The following is a 14,696-nucleotide window of genomic DNA, read 5'->3' on the forward strand; positions in this document are numbered from 1 at the left end:
GTCCCCGTTCCGCACCTCCCGCTGGAGAGTCCGTGGCAGCCGATCGCATCGAGACCGTCGTCAGCCTCTGCAAGCGACGCGGGTTCGTCTACCCGTGCGGCGAGATCTACGGGGGCACGCGGTCGGCTTGGGACTACGGGCCGCTGGGCGTGGAGCTCAAGGACAACATCAAGCGGCAGTGGTGGAACCAGGTCGTCCGGGGCCGCGAGGACGTCGTGGGCCTGGACTCGTCGGTGATCCTGCCGCGCGAGGTGTGGGTGGCGTCCGGGCACGTCGAGGCGTTCGTCGACCCGCTGGTCGAGTGCACCGCGTGCCACCGGCGGTTCCGGCAGGACACCCTGGTCGAGGAGCACGCCGAGCGCACCGGCGAACCCGCGGCGGACCTGTCCGGCGTGCCGTGCCCGAACTGCGGGACCGAGGGCCGCTACACCGACCCCAGGATGTTCAACGGCCTGCTCAAGACCCACCTCGGCCCGGTCGAGACCGACGAGGGCGTGCGGTACCTGCGCCCGGAGACCGCGCAGGGCATCTTCACGAACTTCCTCAACGTGCAGACCACGTCGCGCCGCAAGCCGCCGTTCGGCATCGGCCAGATCGGCAAGAGCTTCCGCAACGAGATCACGCCGGGCAACTTCATCTTCCGCACCCGCGAGTTCGAGCAGATGGAGCTGGAGTTCTTCGTCGAGCCGGGCACCGACGAGGAGTGGCACCGCTACTGGATCGACGAGCGCACCCGCTGGTACACCGACCTGGGCATCTCCAAGGAGAACCTGCGGCACCACGAGCACCCGCGGGAGAAGCTGTCGCACTACTCGAAGCGGACCGTCGACATCGAGTACCGCTTCGGGTTCGGCGGCCAGGAGTGGGGTGAGCTGGAGGGCGTCGCGAACCGCGCCGACTACGACCTGACCACCCACTCGAACCACTCGGGCGTGGACCTGTCGTACTTCGACCAGGCCACGAACTCGCGCTACCGCCCGTTCGTCATCGAGCCCGCGGCGGGCGTGGGCCGGCCGATGATGGCGTTCCTGCTCGACGCCTACGGCGAGGACGAGGCGCCCAACGCCAAGGGCGGCGTGGACAAGCGCGTCGTGCTCCGCCTGGACCGCAGGCTCGCGCCGGTGAAGGCCGCCGTGCTGCCGCTGTCGCGCAACGCCGACCTGTCGCCGAAGGCCCGGGACCTGGCCACCGCGCTGCGCCGGAACTGGAACGTCGAGTTCGACGACGCGGGCGCCATCGGCCGCCGCTACCGGCGGCAGGACGAGATCGGCACCCCGTTCTGCGTGACGGTCGACTTCGACTCCCTCACCGACCACGCGGTGACCGTGCGGGAGCGGGACACGATGTCGCAGGAGCGGGTGTCGATGGACCAGCTGGAGGGCTACCTGGCGGCCCGCCTGGTCGGCGCCTGACCGCGGTTCACCCGTCCGTGGCGGTGTTCCGTCGCGTCCCCGCGGTGGAACGCCACTACGGTCCGTTCGTTGTCAGCCACGCGCAGCGAACGGACCGTCGATGACCACGAACGCCCGTCCCGACCACCCGACGCCCCACGCGGAGGGCGGTCACGGCCAGGGCGGTCCGGAGCGGATGATCGCCCTGCCGCACGTCGCGACGCTGGGCACGGAGCACCACGTCCCGGGTGACGAGCTGCTGGCCCGGCTGGGCCCCGGCCGGGTGTTCATGATGGGCGACAACCCGGCCCTGCCCGCGATGCCCGAGCGCCCGACCCTGGCGGACTTCTTCCGCCTGCGACTGGACCCCTTCGCCGCCCGCCACATGCTGCACAGCGCCCGCCGCGCCCGCGACCTCGGGCTGGACGAGCCCGTCGTGCTGGCCTGCCTCCTGCACGACATCGCCGTGGGCGGCCTGCTGCGCAGCCAGCACGGCCACTGGGGCGCGCAGCTGGTGGCGCCCTACGTCTCCGAGGAGGTCGCCTGGGCCATCCGGCAGCACGAGGTCCTGCGCTTCTTCGCCGACCCGTCCGTCGGCTACGACTACCCGGACGCCTACGACGCGTTCTTCGGCCCGGACTACGAGCCGCCCGCGCACGTCCGCGCCGCCTACCGCGAGGCCCGCGCGCACCGCTGGTACATGAGCGCCCGCCTGGTCACGATCAACGACGTCTACACGTTCCTGGACGACGACGGCGTCGACGTCGCCGAGTTCGAGGACGTCATCGGCCGCCACTTCCGCGCGCCCGCCGAGGGCCTGGGCTTCGACGGCTCGCCGGTGGCCCACATGTGGCGCACGATGATCTGGCCCAACAACTTCCTGTGACCGGGCGCCCGGGGTCCGGGTTAGGGTCCGCGGCATGACCTGGCTGGCCGACACCCGCACCTCCTACGACACCGTGGCGGGCAGCTACGCGGACCGGCTGCGCGACGCCCTCGCCGACGCGCCCCACCAGCGGGCGGCGCTGGGGGCGTTCGCCGAGCTGGTCCACGACGCCGGCGGCGGTGCGGTCGCGGACGTGGGCTGCGGCCCCGGCCGGCTGACCGCCCACCTGCACGGCCTGGGCCTGGACGCGTTCGGCGTCGACCTGTCGCCCGCGATGGTCGGGGTGGCCCGGCGCGACCACCCCCACCTGCGGTTCGAGGTCGGCTCGATGACCGACCTCGACCTGCCCGACGCCTCGGTGACGGGCCTGCTCGCCTGGTTCTCGCTGATCCACGTGCCGGACGCCGAGGTGCCCGGCGTGCTGGCCCACTTCCACCGCGTGCTGCGCCCCGGCGGCCCGCTGCTGCTCGGCTTCCACGTCGGCGAGGGGGTCCACCTCAAGACCGAGGGCTACGGCGGGCACCCCATGCGCGTGCACCTCCACCGCCGCCGGCCGGAGCGGGTCGAGGCGTGGCTGCGCGACGCGGGGTTCGCCGTCGAGGTGCGCACGGTCCTCGACCCGGACCGGACGCACCCCGGGGCGCTCCTCTTCGCCCGCCGCCCCCGAGGCGTCGACGGGCCGGCCTGACCCGCTGTTCCCCGGCACGGCGGCGGTGTCGGTGCTCGCCGCCTTCACGGGTCGTCCACCTCCGCGAACGGGGCCCTCACACCACGTCAGGGGAGTGATGTCGCTCGCCGCGAGCGCCTCCTTCGTGGTGGCCGCCCTCCACTGGTGATGACGCTGCGTGACAATCATCCCAGTGGATGACCTGTGTCACAAACGATCGAGTGAATATTTCTGGGAGTGCACGAAAGCGGGTTCATCATTAACCGTCACGTCACCCTGTTTTGTGACACTTGATGCAGGCGAAGCTCATCAGGGGGTGTCATGGCGCGTGTCGTCGCAGCGGCGGTCGCATTGGCGCTCGTCGCCGTCTTCACCCCATCACCGTTCGATCACGCCCACGTGGTGTGGGCGATATCCACGACCCACGCGGCGGTCGGCGTGGCGGAGGAGGAACCGCCGCGCGAGAGCCGGCACGCGCCCGAGCCGCGGTCGTGGTCGACGCGGTCCGCGCCGGCCAAGAACGTGAAACCTGCTTCACATCCGCTTGTCGGACCGTCACCCCGACGGGCCGGCGCGAGATCACCCGACCCCTTCGGCGAAGGACGGACGGACCACCTCCGCGAATGGCGCGCGCCCTCCGCGTTGCAGGTGTTCCGGCACTGACGGGCACCCCACCGCCGCCGTCAGAACACCGTCAGACCACCGACGAGTGGGGAAATCAGTGGAATTCCGTCAGCTGGTCCAGCACGCCCGCACGCATTCGCTGAGGAGGCCCCCGGAAACGGGCCGCCGCCTCGCCGGCGGGCAGTCGCCGACCGCCCTGTTCATCACCTGCGCGGACTCACGCATCGTGACCGCCGACATCACCGGCGCCGAGCCGGGCAGCCTGTTCGAGCTGCGCACGGCGGGCAACGTCATCCCGTCCCACGTCACCGAACCCGCCTCCAGCGAGATCGCCACCATCGAGTTCGCGGTCGTCCAGCTGGGCGTCGCCGAGATCGTCGTGTGCGGGCACTCCCACTGCGGCGCCGTCAAGGCCCTGCACTCGGGACCGCCCGCCCTGGAGCACCTGCCCAACATGCGCCGCTGGCTCGCCTCGCACGCCCGCTTCCGGCCGGCCCCCGAGCGGTCCGCCGACACCCCGGGCACGGCGCTGCGCGCCGAGGGGCAGCAGCACGTCCTCGCCCAGCTGGCCACCCTGCGGGACTACCCGTTCGTGCGGGAGCGCGTCGAGTCCGGCGCCCTGCGGGTGCACGGCTGGTTCTACGACATCGAGTCCGGTGAGGTCTTCGCGCACCGGGCCGACCTCTTCCAGCCGCTGTAGCGGCTGCCAAGGTTCCGGAGTCATCGCGTGAGCACGTACATCGCACCGTCGTCCGCCCCACCGGGCCGGACGTCCTCCTTCTGGCCCGACGTGGGCGCGTCCCTGGTGGTGTTCCTGGTGGCGCTCCCGCTGTGCGTGGGCATCGCCGTCGCCTCCGGCGTGCCCGCGGAGCTGGGCATCATCACCGGCGTCGTCGGCGGTCTCGTCGTCGGCCTGCTCCCCGGCAGCACCATGCAGGTCAGCGGACCGGCCGCCGGGCTCACCGTGCTGGTCGCCGACGCGGTCGCCACCCACGGCCTCGGCGCCCTCGGCCTCATCGTCCTGGGCGCGGGGCTGCTCCAGGTCGCCATGGGACTGCTGCGCCTGGGCCGCTGGTTCCGCGCCATCTCGCCCGCCGTGGTGCAGGGCATGCTGGCGGGCATCGGCCTCGTGCTGGTCCTCGGCCAGCTCTACCCGTTCGCCGGGCAGGACCAGCCCGCCACCACCGGCGAGAAGTTCGCCGGCCTGCCCGGCCTGCTCGTGGCCGCGTTCACCACCCCGGCGGGGTGGAGCGGCGTGGCCGTCGGCGTGCTGACCCTGACCGTGACGGCGCTGTGGAAGCGGTCGCCGCTGCGCGCCGTGCCCGGGATGCTCGTCGCGGTCGTCGTGGCCAGCGCCGCGGCCCTGCTGCTGCCGCTGCCGCGCATCTCGGTCGGCCCGCTGACCGACGTCATCGCCCTGGTCGACTTCTCGCTGCTCGACGCGGGCGTGCTGGGCGCGGTGCTGACCTTCGCGCTCGTGGCGTCGGCGGAGAGCCTGTTCAGCGCCGCCGCCGTGGACCGCATGCACAGCGGTCCGCGCACGAAGTACGACAAGGAGCTGGTCGCGCAGGGCGTCGGCAACACCGTGTGCGGCGTCCTCGGGGCGCTGCCGATGACGGCGGTGATCGTGCGCAGCGCGGCCAACGTCGACGCGGGCGCCCGCACCCGCCTGTCCCGCGTGCTGCACGGCGCCTGGCTGCTGCTGTTCGTCGTGCTGCTGCCCGGGGTGCTGTCCTACGTGCCGCTCGCCGTGCTGGCGGCGCTGCTCGTGCAGGCCGGGTGGAAGCTGCTCGACCCGGGCCGCGTGCGGGCGCTGTTCCGCACCGACCGCGCCGAGGCGGCCGTGCTCGTCCTCACCGCGGCCACGATCGTGCTGACCGACCTGCTCACCGGCACCGTCGTCGGCCTGCTGGCGGCCGTGGTGAAGACCGCGTGGGACGTCTCCCGGCTGACCGTCGCGGTCACCGCGCACGGCGAGGACCACCACCACGTCGCGGTGCGCGGCAACGCCACGTTCCTGCGCCTGCCCAGGCTGCTGGAAACCCTGGAGGCCCTCCCGCCCACCGGCCGGGTGCGGGTGGACCTCAGCGGCGTCCGCCACCTCGACCAGGCGTGCGGCCAGGCCGTCGAGCAGTGGGCGGCGCAGCGCGAGGGCGTGGAGGTGGTCGGACCGGTGTCGGACTGACGGGGTGATCGGGTGTCGGCCCCCTGCGGGGCGGTGGGCCGCAGGGGCCCGACATCCGCGTCGGCACGTCGGCGCCGGGCCGGGCGCCGACGCCGCGACGCCGGTGCCCGGGTCCACCGCGGTGACCCCGTGTCGACACCGGCGCCGGCCCCGACCGCCCGCGCCGCGGTCGCCGAGGGGTCCGGGGCGGGTGCCTCGGACGTCCGGGGCGCGGACGCGTGCGGGGTCTCCTCGGCGCTCGACCACCGGCGCTCGACCGGCGGCGTTCCCCACCCCTCCACGGTCCGTTTCACAACCGCCTGGTGTCGAGGGGTTCCTCCTGTGCGATTCCTGAAGACTCGTCGCGCCGCACCAGGTAGGCGCCGCCGGTCGGCCGCTCGGAGACCGCCTCGACCAGCTCGGTGCCGCGGTAGACCAGACCGGCCCCGTCGTCGGTGCAGTGCGTGACCGGCAGCGTCCCGTCCGCGACGGCCGCGTGGATCGTCGGCCTGCGCATTGCCTCGCTGTCGTAGTGCACGCCGTTGCCGTAGGGCAGGAACCCGAGACCGTTGGTCACCACGCGCAGCTCCGGCCCGAACGAGTCCGTCGACCCGCCCAGGTACCAGCAGATCGACCCGGCCGACACCCCGCCGAGCACGACGCCGGCCCGCCAGGCGTCCCGCAGCACGGGCCCCAGGCCGTGCACCGCCCACACGGCGAGCAGGTTCGCCACCGAACCGCCGCCCACCCACACCACGTCGTGCCCGCGCACGAAGCCGGCGAGGTCCGCGGTCGGCGGCATGGGGAACAGGTTCAGGTGCGACACCTCGAACCCGGCCACCCGACCCGCCTCGTCCAGGCTCGCCTGGAACGCCCGCTGGTCGCCGCTCGCGGTGCCGACGTGGCACAGGCGCGGCGCGCGGCCGTGCACGCCGGCCAGGTCCACGGCGTGGTGGACGAGCTCGTTGAACTCCAGGTTGGTCCGGTGGCCGGGGCGGAGCCCGCCCGAGGTCGCGACGATCGTCGGCTGGTCTGCTGCCATGGGTGCGATCCTCCCAGCGGCGGGATGTGCGATCATCCCGGGCGTGACGTTACTGCCGAGGCTCCGCCGGCTTGTGACGCGCGCCGTGCTCGGCGCCCTCGTCATGGGCCTGCTCGTCGTGGGCGGCACCGCCTTCCGGGTCTGGCAGGTCGCCCGCGAGGACGACCGCACGCACGCCGACATGGCCGTCGTGCTCGGCGCGGCCCAGTACAACGGCGTGCCGTCCGAGGTGCTGGAAGCGCGGTTGCAGCACGCGAAGAGGCTCTTCGACCAGGGCGTCGTCGAGTACATCGCCACCACCGGCGGCAGGCAGCCCGGTGACAACTTCACCGAGGGCGAGGCCGGCCGGATCTGGCTGGAGGAGCACGACGTGCCCGGCGACCGCATCCTGGAGGTCGGCGAGGGCACCGACACCCTGGGCAGCATCCGCGCCGTGGCCGCCGCCGCCCGCGAGAAGTCGTTGAGCACGGCCGTGATCGTCAGCGACCCGTGGCACTCGCTGCGGGCGCGCACCATGGCCGAGGACGAGGGCCTGTCGGCCTGGACGTCGCCCACGCGCAGCGGGCCGAACGTGCAGACGCGTGAGACGCAGCTGTTCTACATCCGCCGCGAGACCGGCGGGCTGCTCTACTACCACCTGATGAAGGCGCCCGCCGGGGCGTTCGACGGCATCCTGCTCTGACCGCGCCGGGCGCGGCGGGTACCGGGCGCGGGTGAGCGATCGGCCCCGCCCCACCCGCTCACCTAGGCTGGGCGGATGACCGGCGGCTACAGCGACCACGACCGCGCGCGGCTGCTGGGGGAGCGGCCCAAGGGCGCCGTGCTGCCCGGCGCGCGGGCGGAGCGGCGCACGCCGTTCTCGCGCGACCGGGCGCGGGTGCTGCACTCGGCGGCGCTGCGCAGGCTGGCGGGCAAGACGCAGGTCGTCGGGCCCGGCGAGGGCGCCGAGGTGACCGGTGTGCCGCGCACGCGCCTCACGCACTCCCTCGAAGTGGCCCAGATCGGGCGCGGCATCGGGGAGGAGCTGGGCTGCGACCCCGACGTCGTCGACACCGCCGGCCTGGCGCACGACATCGGCCACCCGCCGTTCGGGCACAACGGGGAGCGCGCGCTCGACGAGCTGGCCGGGCCGTGCGGCGGGTTCGAGGGCAACGCGCAGACCCTGCGCATCCTGACCCGGCTGGAGCCGAAGACGGAAAAGGGCCTCAACCTGACCCGCGCGTGCCTCGACGCGGCCACCAAGTACCCCTGGCCCCGGCGGCCCGGCACGGCGAAGTTCGGCGCCTACGACGACGACCTGGACGTGTTCACGTGGGTCCGCGAGGGCGCGCCCGACCACCGGCGCTGCCTGGAGGCGCAGGTCATGGACTGGGCCGACGACGTCGCCTACTCGGTGCACGACGTGGAGGACGGCGTCCTCGCGCACCGCATCCGGCTGTCCGCGCTCGGCGACCCGGTGGAGCGCGCCGCCATCGCCGAGCTGGCCGCCAAGCACTTCTGCGACGAGCCGGTGGACGTCCTGGAGGCCACCGCGGCGGAGCTGCTCGCCCTGCCGGTCATCGCCGACCTCGCCGAGTACGACGGGTCGCTGCGCGCGCAGGTCGCGCTCAAGCGCCTCACCAGCGAGCTGGTCGGCCGCTTCGCCTCGGCCGCCGTCGGCGCGACCCGCGAGGCGCACGGCGACGGCCCGCTGACGCGCTACGACGCCGACCTGGTGGTGCCCCCGCGGGCGCAGGCGGAGGTCGCCCTGCTCAAGGCGGTCGCGGTGCGGTACGTGATGAGCGACCCGGACCGGCTGCGCATGCAGGTCGGGCAGCGCGAGCTGGTCGCCGAACTGGTGCACGCCCTGCTCGCCGGCGCGCCCGAGGGCCTCGACCCGGCGTTCCACCCGGCGTGGCACGCGGCGGGCGACGACGCGGCCCGGCTGCGGGTCGTGGTCGACCAGGTCGCCTCGCTCACCGACGCCCAGGCCGTCGCCTGGCACCGGGCGCTGACCACGACCCCCGCGCGCGGGGTGTGACCGGTGGCACACTCGGGGGCATGGCCGACGACCCGGACGCCGGCCCCGACGACGGTTCCGCCGGGGTGCGCGAACCACGACACCCCGAGCCCCTCGGACCGGCGAGCGGCGCGGGCGAGCGGCCCGTCCCGGACGACCCCATAGTGGTGGAGGAAACCCAGTGCCCGATCGAACGCCCCTGACGTTCGCCCTCGCCCTGCACGACGCCGTCGCACCCGACCGCACCCGCAACGCCTGCTGGTCCCCGTACTCGGTGGCCTCGGCCCTCGGCATGACCGCCGAGGCCGCGCGCGGCGCGACGGCGGCCGAGCTGGTGGCGCTGCTCGGCGAGGACGGCGCCAAGCTGCTCAAGGCCGTCGAGGTCGGCGACGACGCCGAGTTCGCCGTGGCCAACACGCTGTGGGCGTCCGACGAGCTGCCGCTGGAGGACGGCTTCCTCGCCGACCTGGCGGGGTGGCCCGGCGCGGCCGCGCGGTCGGCGCCGTTCGCGCGGGACCCGGAGGGCGCTCGGGGGGCGATCAACGCCGACGTCGCCGACACCACCCGGGGACTCGTCCCCGAGCTGCTCGGCCGCGGCTCGATCACCACCGACACGGTCGCCACCCTGGTCAACGCGCTGTACCTGAAGTGCGCGTGGAACGCGGAGTTCCCCGAGCACGACACGGCCGACCGGCCGTTCCGCGGCGCGGGCGACGTGCCGACCATGCGCCGCGAGGACTCGATGCGCTACGCCCGCGCGGCCGGCTGGGAGGCCGTGGCGCTGGCCGCGCACGGCGGCGTCGAGGCGGTCGTGCTGCTGCCCGAGGACGAGCTGGGCGCGACCGACGGCGTGCCCGGGGTGCTCGACGCCCTCGACCACGACCGGGTCGACCTGTACCTGCCGAAGATCGACGTCGGCGTCAACACCTCGCTGGCGGACGCGCTCAAGCGGGTCGGCGTGACCACCCTGTTCACCCGGGAGGCCGACCTCACCGGCCTGAGCCCCGACCCGCGCCTGTACGTGGACGACGTGGTGCACGAGGCCGTGCTGCGGGTCGACGAGAAGGGCTTCGAGGGCGCGGCGGCCACGGCGGTGACGATGCGCATGACGTCGTTCATCCCCGCCGAACCCGGCCGCGAGGTGCGCGTGGACCGGCCGTTCCTGTTCCTCGTCCGGCACGCCGGGACCGGCGTGGTGTTCTTCCTCGCCCAGGTCGTTGAGCCCCGGCGCTAGGCGGGGCCGGGGCCGAAGTCGACGTGGCCGAGCTTGTCCGGGTTCGACATGTCGTAGACGCCCGCCACCAGGCCGTCGCGCACCACGAACGCGCTGACCCGCTCGGTCACGTCGCCGGTGGCCGGGATCAGCACGCCCAGGTCCCCGTTGACCAGCACCGGGCGGCCGATCGGCAGCCCGCCGTAGCGGCGCACCAGGCCGAGCAGGAAGCGGGCCACCTTGTCCGCGCCGGACACCACGTTGACCGCGGTCCGCGCCTTGCCGCCGCCGTCGCCGACCACCGCGGCGTCCGGGTGCAGCAGCCCGACCACGGCGCCCACGTCACCCGAGGCGAGCGCCGCCAGGAACCGCTCCAGCACCTCGCGCTGCTCCTCCAGGGCGACCCGCGGCGGCGGCTCGGCGTCGGCGGCGGCCCGGCGGCCCCGCGACGCGTGCTGGCGCGCCGTGGCGGTCGTCACCCCGAGCACGCCCGCGATCTCGTCGAACGGCACGCCGAACGCGTCGTGCAGCACGAACGCCACCCGCTGCTCGGGCGTGAGCCGGTCGAGCAGCACCAGCGCCGCCATCCGCACGCCGTCGTCGCGCACCACCGCGTCCAGCGGGTCGTCCTCGCCGGAGGTCACCAGCGGTTCGGGCAGCCACTGCCCGAAGTACCGCTCGCGCCGCACCGCCGCCGACCGGAGCCGGTCCAGGCAGATCCGCCCGACGACGGTCGTCAGCCAGCCCTTCGGGTCCCGGATGCCCTCGCGCGCGCCGGGCGCGAGCCCGGACAGCCGCAGCCACGCCTCCTGCACCGCGTCCTCGGCGTCCGCGACGCTGCCGGTGAGCCGGTAGGCGACCCCGACCAGGTGCGGGCGCAGACCGGTGAAGGTGGCGACCAGGGTCTGCTCGGCTGCGGTCACGGACCCGAGTCTGCCGGCAACTAGACTCGCTCGACGTGGCAGGACGCATCCGGGAGAGCGACATCGCGTTGGTGCGTGACCGGAGCCGGATCGACGACGTCGTGGGCGACCACGTCTCGCTGCGCGGTGCCGGCTCCGGCGCGCTGAAGGGCCTGTGCCCGTTCCACGACGAGAAGTCGCCGTCGTTCAACGTGCGCCCCTCGCACGGCACGTTCCACTGCTTCGGCTGCGGCGAGGGCGGCGACGTCATCGCGTTCGTGATGAAGATCGAGCACCTCGGGTTCGTGGAGGCGGTGGAGCGGCTCGCCGACCGGGCGGGCATCCAACTGGTCTACGAGGGCGGCGGCGCGACCGTCCAGCGCGACCGGGGCACCCGCAGCAGGCTCATCGAGGCGCACCGCGCCGCCGCCGAGTTCTACGCCGAGCAGCTCGCCGGGCCCGACGCGATGCCGGCGCGGGAGTTCCTGGCGCAGCGCGGTTTCGACGAGGCCGCGGCCCGCCAGTTCGGCTGCGGGTTCGCGCCCGGCGGCTGGGACAAGCTGACCAAGCACCTCCTCGGGCGCGGCTTCGAGCTGACCGAGCTGATCAAGGCGCAGCTGACCAAGGAGGGCCGGCAGGGCCCCATCGACCGCTTCCACCGGCGGCTGCTGTGGCCGATCCGGGACATGGGCGGCGAGGTGGTCGGCTTCGGCGCGCGCCGGATCTTCGACGACGACCCGATCCAGGCCAAGTACCTCAACACCTCCGAGAGCCCGATCTACAAGAAGTCCCACGTGCTGTTCGGGCTCGACCTGGCCAAGAAGGAGATCGCCAAGCGGCGGCAGGCCGTCGTCGTCGAGGGCTACACCGACGTGATGGCCATGCACCTCGCGGGCGTGCCCACGGCCGTCGCCTCCTGCGGCACGGCGTTCGGCGCGGACCACATGAACGTGCTGCGCCGGCTGCTGATCGACGACTCGCTCAGCGGCGAGGTGATCTTCACCTTCGACGGCGACGCGGCCGGGCAGAAGGCGGCGCTCAAGGCGTTCGAGGGCGAGCAGCAGTTCTCCGCGCAGACCTACATCGCGGTCGCGCCCGACGGCATGGACCCGTGCGAGCTGCGGCAGGAGAAGGGCGACGTGGCCGTGCGCGACCTCGTGGCCCGCCGCACGCCGCTGGTCGAGTTCGCCATCAAGGCGCAGCTGCGCGACTACGACCTGGACTCGGTGGACGGCCGCGTCGAGGCGCTGAAGAAGATGGTGCCGTTCGTCGCCCAGATCAAGGACCGGGCCAAGCGCGACGGGTACGCCACGCGCCTGGCCTGGTGGGTGGGCTGGGAGGACGAGGCGTCCGTCGTGCGCCGGGTGCGGGAGACCGCCAACGGCAAGGCGCCCGCGTCGCCGACGCGGCGGGTGGCCGTGGACCCCAACCAGGGCGCGCTCGCGGTCGACGTGGCCGGCCCGCCGCGGCCGGACCCGCGCGACCCGGCGCTGCGCACCGAGCGGGAGGCGCTCAAGGCGGCGCTGCAGCTGCCGGAGATGGCCGGGCCGTACTACGACTCGCTGCCGGACGACGCGTTCACGCACCCCGCGTACCAGGCGCTGCACCGGGCTATCCGGGACGCGGGCGGCACGTCGTCGGGGCTGTCCGGGCCGACGTTCCTGGAGTCGGTGTCGCAGGCGTGCGCGCAGCAGTCCGTGCGGACCGTGCTGCGCGAGCTGTCCGTCGAGCCGCTGCAGGTCAAGGCGGACGAGTACCGGTACGTGCAGGGCGTGCTGGCCGGGGTGCAGAAGATGCTGGTGTCCCGGCAGATCGCGGAGGTCAAGTCGCGGCTGCGGCGCGTGTCGCCGATCGACGAGCCCGACGAGTACCGCCACCTCTTCGGCGACCTGATCGCCCTGGAGGAGTACCACAAGGCGCTGGGCGAACAGGCGGTGGGCGGGCTGTGAGGGAGCTGTTCCGCAGGATCTTCGGCTCGGGCGCGCCCGAGGGGTTCACCGGGGCGCTGGACGCCGACGAGAACGTGCTGGCCTCGGCCGCCGTCGGCGCGGAGTGGCTGGTCGCGACCACGCACGGGCTGTGGCTGCCCGGCCCGCGCCGCGTCGGCTGGCACCTGGTGAGCAAGGCCACGTGGACCGGGAACGCGCTGGCCGTCGTCGAGGCGGTGGAGGAGGGCGCGACGGGCGGGGCCGTGGTGCTGCGCGACCTGCCCGCGACCCGGTTCCCGCTGGAGTCGCCGGGGAAGGTCCCGCAGGTCGTGCACGAGCGCGTGACGGCGTCGATCAGGTCGCGGCACCGGCACGAGTCGCCCGGCGCGTGGTTCCTCCAGCGCAAGGTGCCCGGCCGGGACGGCGTCGTGCTCCAGGTGCGGCCGGACCCCGGCGCGGACGTGGAGGCGCTGCGGGGGATCGCGGCGTCGGTGGCGGCGAAGATCGCGTCGGCCAAACCCGTCGAGTGACCCGTACCAGTACGGGCGTACTGTCAGCGGTGTGTGGGACCCGGGCAAGTACCTCGCGTTCGCCGACCACCGGTCGAGGCCGTTCCACGAGCTGCTGGCCCGCGTCGGCGCCGAGTCGCCCCGGCGCGTGGTCGACCTGGGGTGCGGACCCGGCACCCTGACGCTCTCGCTGGCCGAGCGCTGGCCATCGGCGGTCGTGGAGGCGATCGACTCCTCGCCCGGGATGGTCGAGGCGGCGCGTGGGCGCGGCGTCGACGCGCGGGTGGCGGACGTGGCCGCGTGGGAGCCCGCCGAGGACGTCGACGTCGTGGTGAGCAACGCCGTGCTCCACTGGGTGCCCGACCACGAGGACCTGCTGCGCGCCTGGGTGCGCCGGCTGCCGCCCGGGGCGTGGCTGGCGGTGCAGGTGCCGGGCAACTTCGCCGGGCCGTCGCACGCGCTGGTGCGCGAGCTCGTCGACGAGTCGTGGCCCGCCCTCTCGGGGCTGCTGGGGCCCTCGCCGGTGCTCGACCCCGTCGGGTACGCGGAAGTGCTCTCGGAGGCCGCCGTGGACGCGTGGGAGACCACCTACGTGCAGCGGCTGGAGGGGGAGGACGCCGTGCTGGAGTGGATCGGCGGGACGGCGCTGCGGCCGGTCCGCGCCGCCCTGGACGACGCCTCGTGGGAGGAGTTCCGGGCCCGGCTCGCGCCCCGCCTGCGCGCGGCCTACCCCCGGCGGTCCGACGGCACGACGTGGTTCCCGTTCCGCCGGGTCTTCGCGGTGGCGCACGTGCGGTGAGGCGCGTGCCGCGACCACCTCGGTGTGAGGATGATCACGGCACGCGCCCCGGTCCGTCTTTCAGTTGGTGCGCGGGATCAGCTGGTGCGCGGGGTGACCGGGTCGCGCCGGTGCCCGTTGGCGTTGAAGCCCGCCGTCGTGCCCTGACCCCGACCCTGGTTTTGGCCTTGGCGACGCCCGAAACCGGTCTTCTCGCCCACCTTGGCCCGCACGATCCCGGCCGCGCCCTGGACCGCCGGGTGGTCGGCCAGCGAGCGGTAGGCGCGCGCGATCTGGTCGTAGCGCTGCCGTCCGGCGCGCGCGCCCAGTACGTAGCCCACTGCCGCGCCGAGCAGGATGCCCTTCATGCGGTGTCCTCTCCTCCCATCGTGCCTGGTCACGTCCCTTCCTACCGGTAAGGCAGGGGGGTGTGCACGAGCACTGTCCCGGATGCGCTAGAGTTGTCCGCGTCAGGCCGACGAGGCCAGGCGCACAACCGAACATTCCCCCATAGCTCAACGGCAGAGCATTCGACTGTTAATCGAAGGGTTACTGGTTCGAATCCAGTTGGGGGAGCGCGATGGCAGCCCCAG

At 73.8% G+C, this 14,696-nt stretch carries 15 protein-coding genes and 1 tRNA gene; 13 read left to right on the forward strand and 3 right to left on the reverse strand.

What is annotated here, in order from left to right; translation table 11 throughout:
- Positions 1-32: 32 nt before the first annotated feature.
- From ACRAKJ_RS06865 to ACRAKJ_RS06885, 5 genes are all read left to right on the forward strand, one after another.
- A complete protein-coding gene (locus ACRAKJ_RS06865; protein WP_438925150.1) occupies positions 33-1,412 on the forward strand; it encodes a glycine--tRNA ligase in 1,380 nt (459 codons plus the stop codon).
- A gap of 100 nt (positions 1,413-1,512) precedes the next feature.
- A complete protein-coding gene (locus tag ACRAKJ_RS06870) occupies positions 1,513-2,277 on the forward strand; it encodes an HD domain-containing protein (protein WP_438925149.1) in 765 nt (254 codons plus the stop codon).
- Between the two features lie 34 nt (positions 2,278-2,311).
- Entirely contained in the window at positions 2,312-2,965 is a 654-nt protein-coding gene (locus ACRAKJ_RS06875; protein ID WP_438925148.1) for a methyltransferase domain-containing protein, read from the forward strand.
- A gap of 700 nt (positions 2,966-3,665) precedes the next feature.
- On the forward strand, positions 3,666-4,268 hold the full coding sequence (locus ACRAKJ_RS06880) for a carbonic anhydrase (RefSeq protein ID WP_438925147.1): 603 nt from the start codon (positions 3,666-3,668) through the stop codon (positions 4,266-4,268).
- 27 nt (positions 4,269-4,295) lie between these two features.
- On the forward strand, positions 4,296-5,753 hold the full coding sequence (locus ACRAKJ_RS06885) for a SulP family inorganic anion transporter (protein ID WP_438925146.1): 1,458 nt from the start codon (positions 4,296-4,298) through the stop codon (positions 5,751-5,753).
- A 289-nt stretch (positions 5,754-6,042) separates the two neighbouring features.
- On the opposite strand, the gene ACRAKJ_RS06890 is transcribed toward ACRAKJ_RS06885, so the two are convergent.
- The gene (locus ACRAKJ_RS06890; protein ID WP_438925145.1) at positions 6,043-6,774 is read right to left on the reverse strand and encodes a Type 1 glutamine amidotransferase-like domain-containing protein; all 732 of its coding nucleotides are present in this window, start codon (positions 6,772-6,774) and stop codon (positions 6,043-6,045) included.
- Between the two features lie 103 nt (positions 6,775-6,877).
- Between ACRAKJ_RS06890 and ACRAKJ_RS06895 the strand changes: the two genes are divergently transcribed.
- The 4 genes from ACRAKJ_RS06895 (at position 6,878) to ACRAKJ_RS06910 (ending at position 10,007) form a co-directional block, all read left to right on the forward strand.
- Positions 6,878-7,456 (forward strand): ElyC/SanA/YdcF family protein, encoded by a 579-nt coding sequence (locus ACRAKJ_RS06895; RefSeq protein WP_438925163.1) that lies wholly within the window; start codon positions 6,878-6,880, stop codon positions 7,454-7,456.
- A gap of 75 nt (positions 7,457-7,531) precedes the next feature.
- Positions 7,532-8,794 carry a deoxyguanosinetriphosphate triphosphohydrolase gene (locus ACRAKJ_RS06900; RefSeq protein ID WP_438925144.1) on the forward strand — a complete coding sequence of 421 codons (1,263 nt, stop codon included), beginning with the start codon at positions 7,532-7,534 and terminating at the stop codon, positions 8,792-8,794.
- A 20-nt stretch (positions 8,795-8,814) separates the two neighbouring features.
- A complete protein-coding gene (locus ACRAKJ_RS06905; RefSeq protein WP_438925143.1) occupies positions 8,815-8,976 on the forward strand; it encodes a hypothetical protein in 162 nt (53 codons plus the stop codon).
- A complete protein-coding gene (locus ACRAKJ_RS06910; RefSeq protein WP_438925142.1) occupies positions 8,955-10,007 on the forward strand; it encodes a serpin family protein in 1,053 nt (350 codons plus the stop codon). The genes ACRAKJ_RS06905 and ACRAKJ_RS06910 overlap by 22 nt, the downstream gene beginning before the upstream one ends.
- Here ACRAKJ_RS06910 and ACRAKJ_RS06915 read toward each other — a convergent pair.
- Positions 10,004-10,909, reverse strand: coding sequence for a sigma-70 family RNA polymerase sigma factor (locus tag ACRAKJ_RS06915; RefSeq protein WP_438925141.1), 906 nt, complete (start codon positions 10,907-10,909; stop codon positions 10,004-10,006). The two genes, ACRAKJ_RS06910 and ACRAKJ_RS06915, sit on opposite strands and share 4 nt — an antisense overlap.
- A gap of 35 nt (positions 10,910-10,944) precedes the next feature.
- On the opposite strand from ACRAKJ_RS06915, the gene dnaG reads away from it, so the two are divergent.
- The 3 genes from dnaG to ACRAKJ_RS06930 are packed head-to-tail and all read left to right on the forward strand — an operon-like array spanning position 10,945 to position 14,124.
- A complete protein-coding gene (gene dnaG / locus ACRAKJ_RS06920) occupies positions 10,945-12,837 on the forward strand; it encodes a DNA primase (RefSeq protein ID WP_438925140.1) in 1,893 nt (630 codons plus the stop codon).
- Entirely contained in the window at positions 12,834-13,346 is a 513-nt protein-coding gene (locus ACRAKJ_RS06925) for a hypothetical protein (protein WP_438925139.1), read from the forward strand. Before dnaG ends, ACRAKJ_RS06925 begins: the two co-directional genes overlap by 4 nt.
- A gap of 31 nt (positions 13,347-13,377) precedes the next feature.
- Entirely contained in the window at positions 13,378-14,124 is a 747-nt protein-coding gene (locus ACRAKJ_RS06930; protein ID WP_438925138.1) for a trans-aconitate 2-methyltransferase, read from the forward strand.
- Between the two features lie 77 nt (positions 14,125-14,201).
- On the opposite strand, the gene ACRAKJ_RS06935 is transcribed toward ACRAKJ_RS06930, so the two are convergent.
- A complete protein-coding gene (locus tag ACRAKJ_RS06935; protein ID WP_438925137.1) occupies positions 14,202-14,471 on the reverse strand; it encodes a hypothetical protein in 270 nt (89 codons plus the stop codon).
- Positions 14,472-14,607: 136 nt separating this feature from the next.
- Here ACRAKJ_RS06935 and ACRAKJ_RS06940 point away from each other — a divergent pair.
- Positions 14,608-14,679, forward strand: a tRNA-Asn gene (locus ACRAKJ_RS06940).
- Positions 14,680-14,696 lie beyond the last annotated feature (17 nt).

It is taken from the genome of Saccharothrix sp. DSM 118769 (assembly GCF_052936295.1).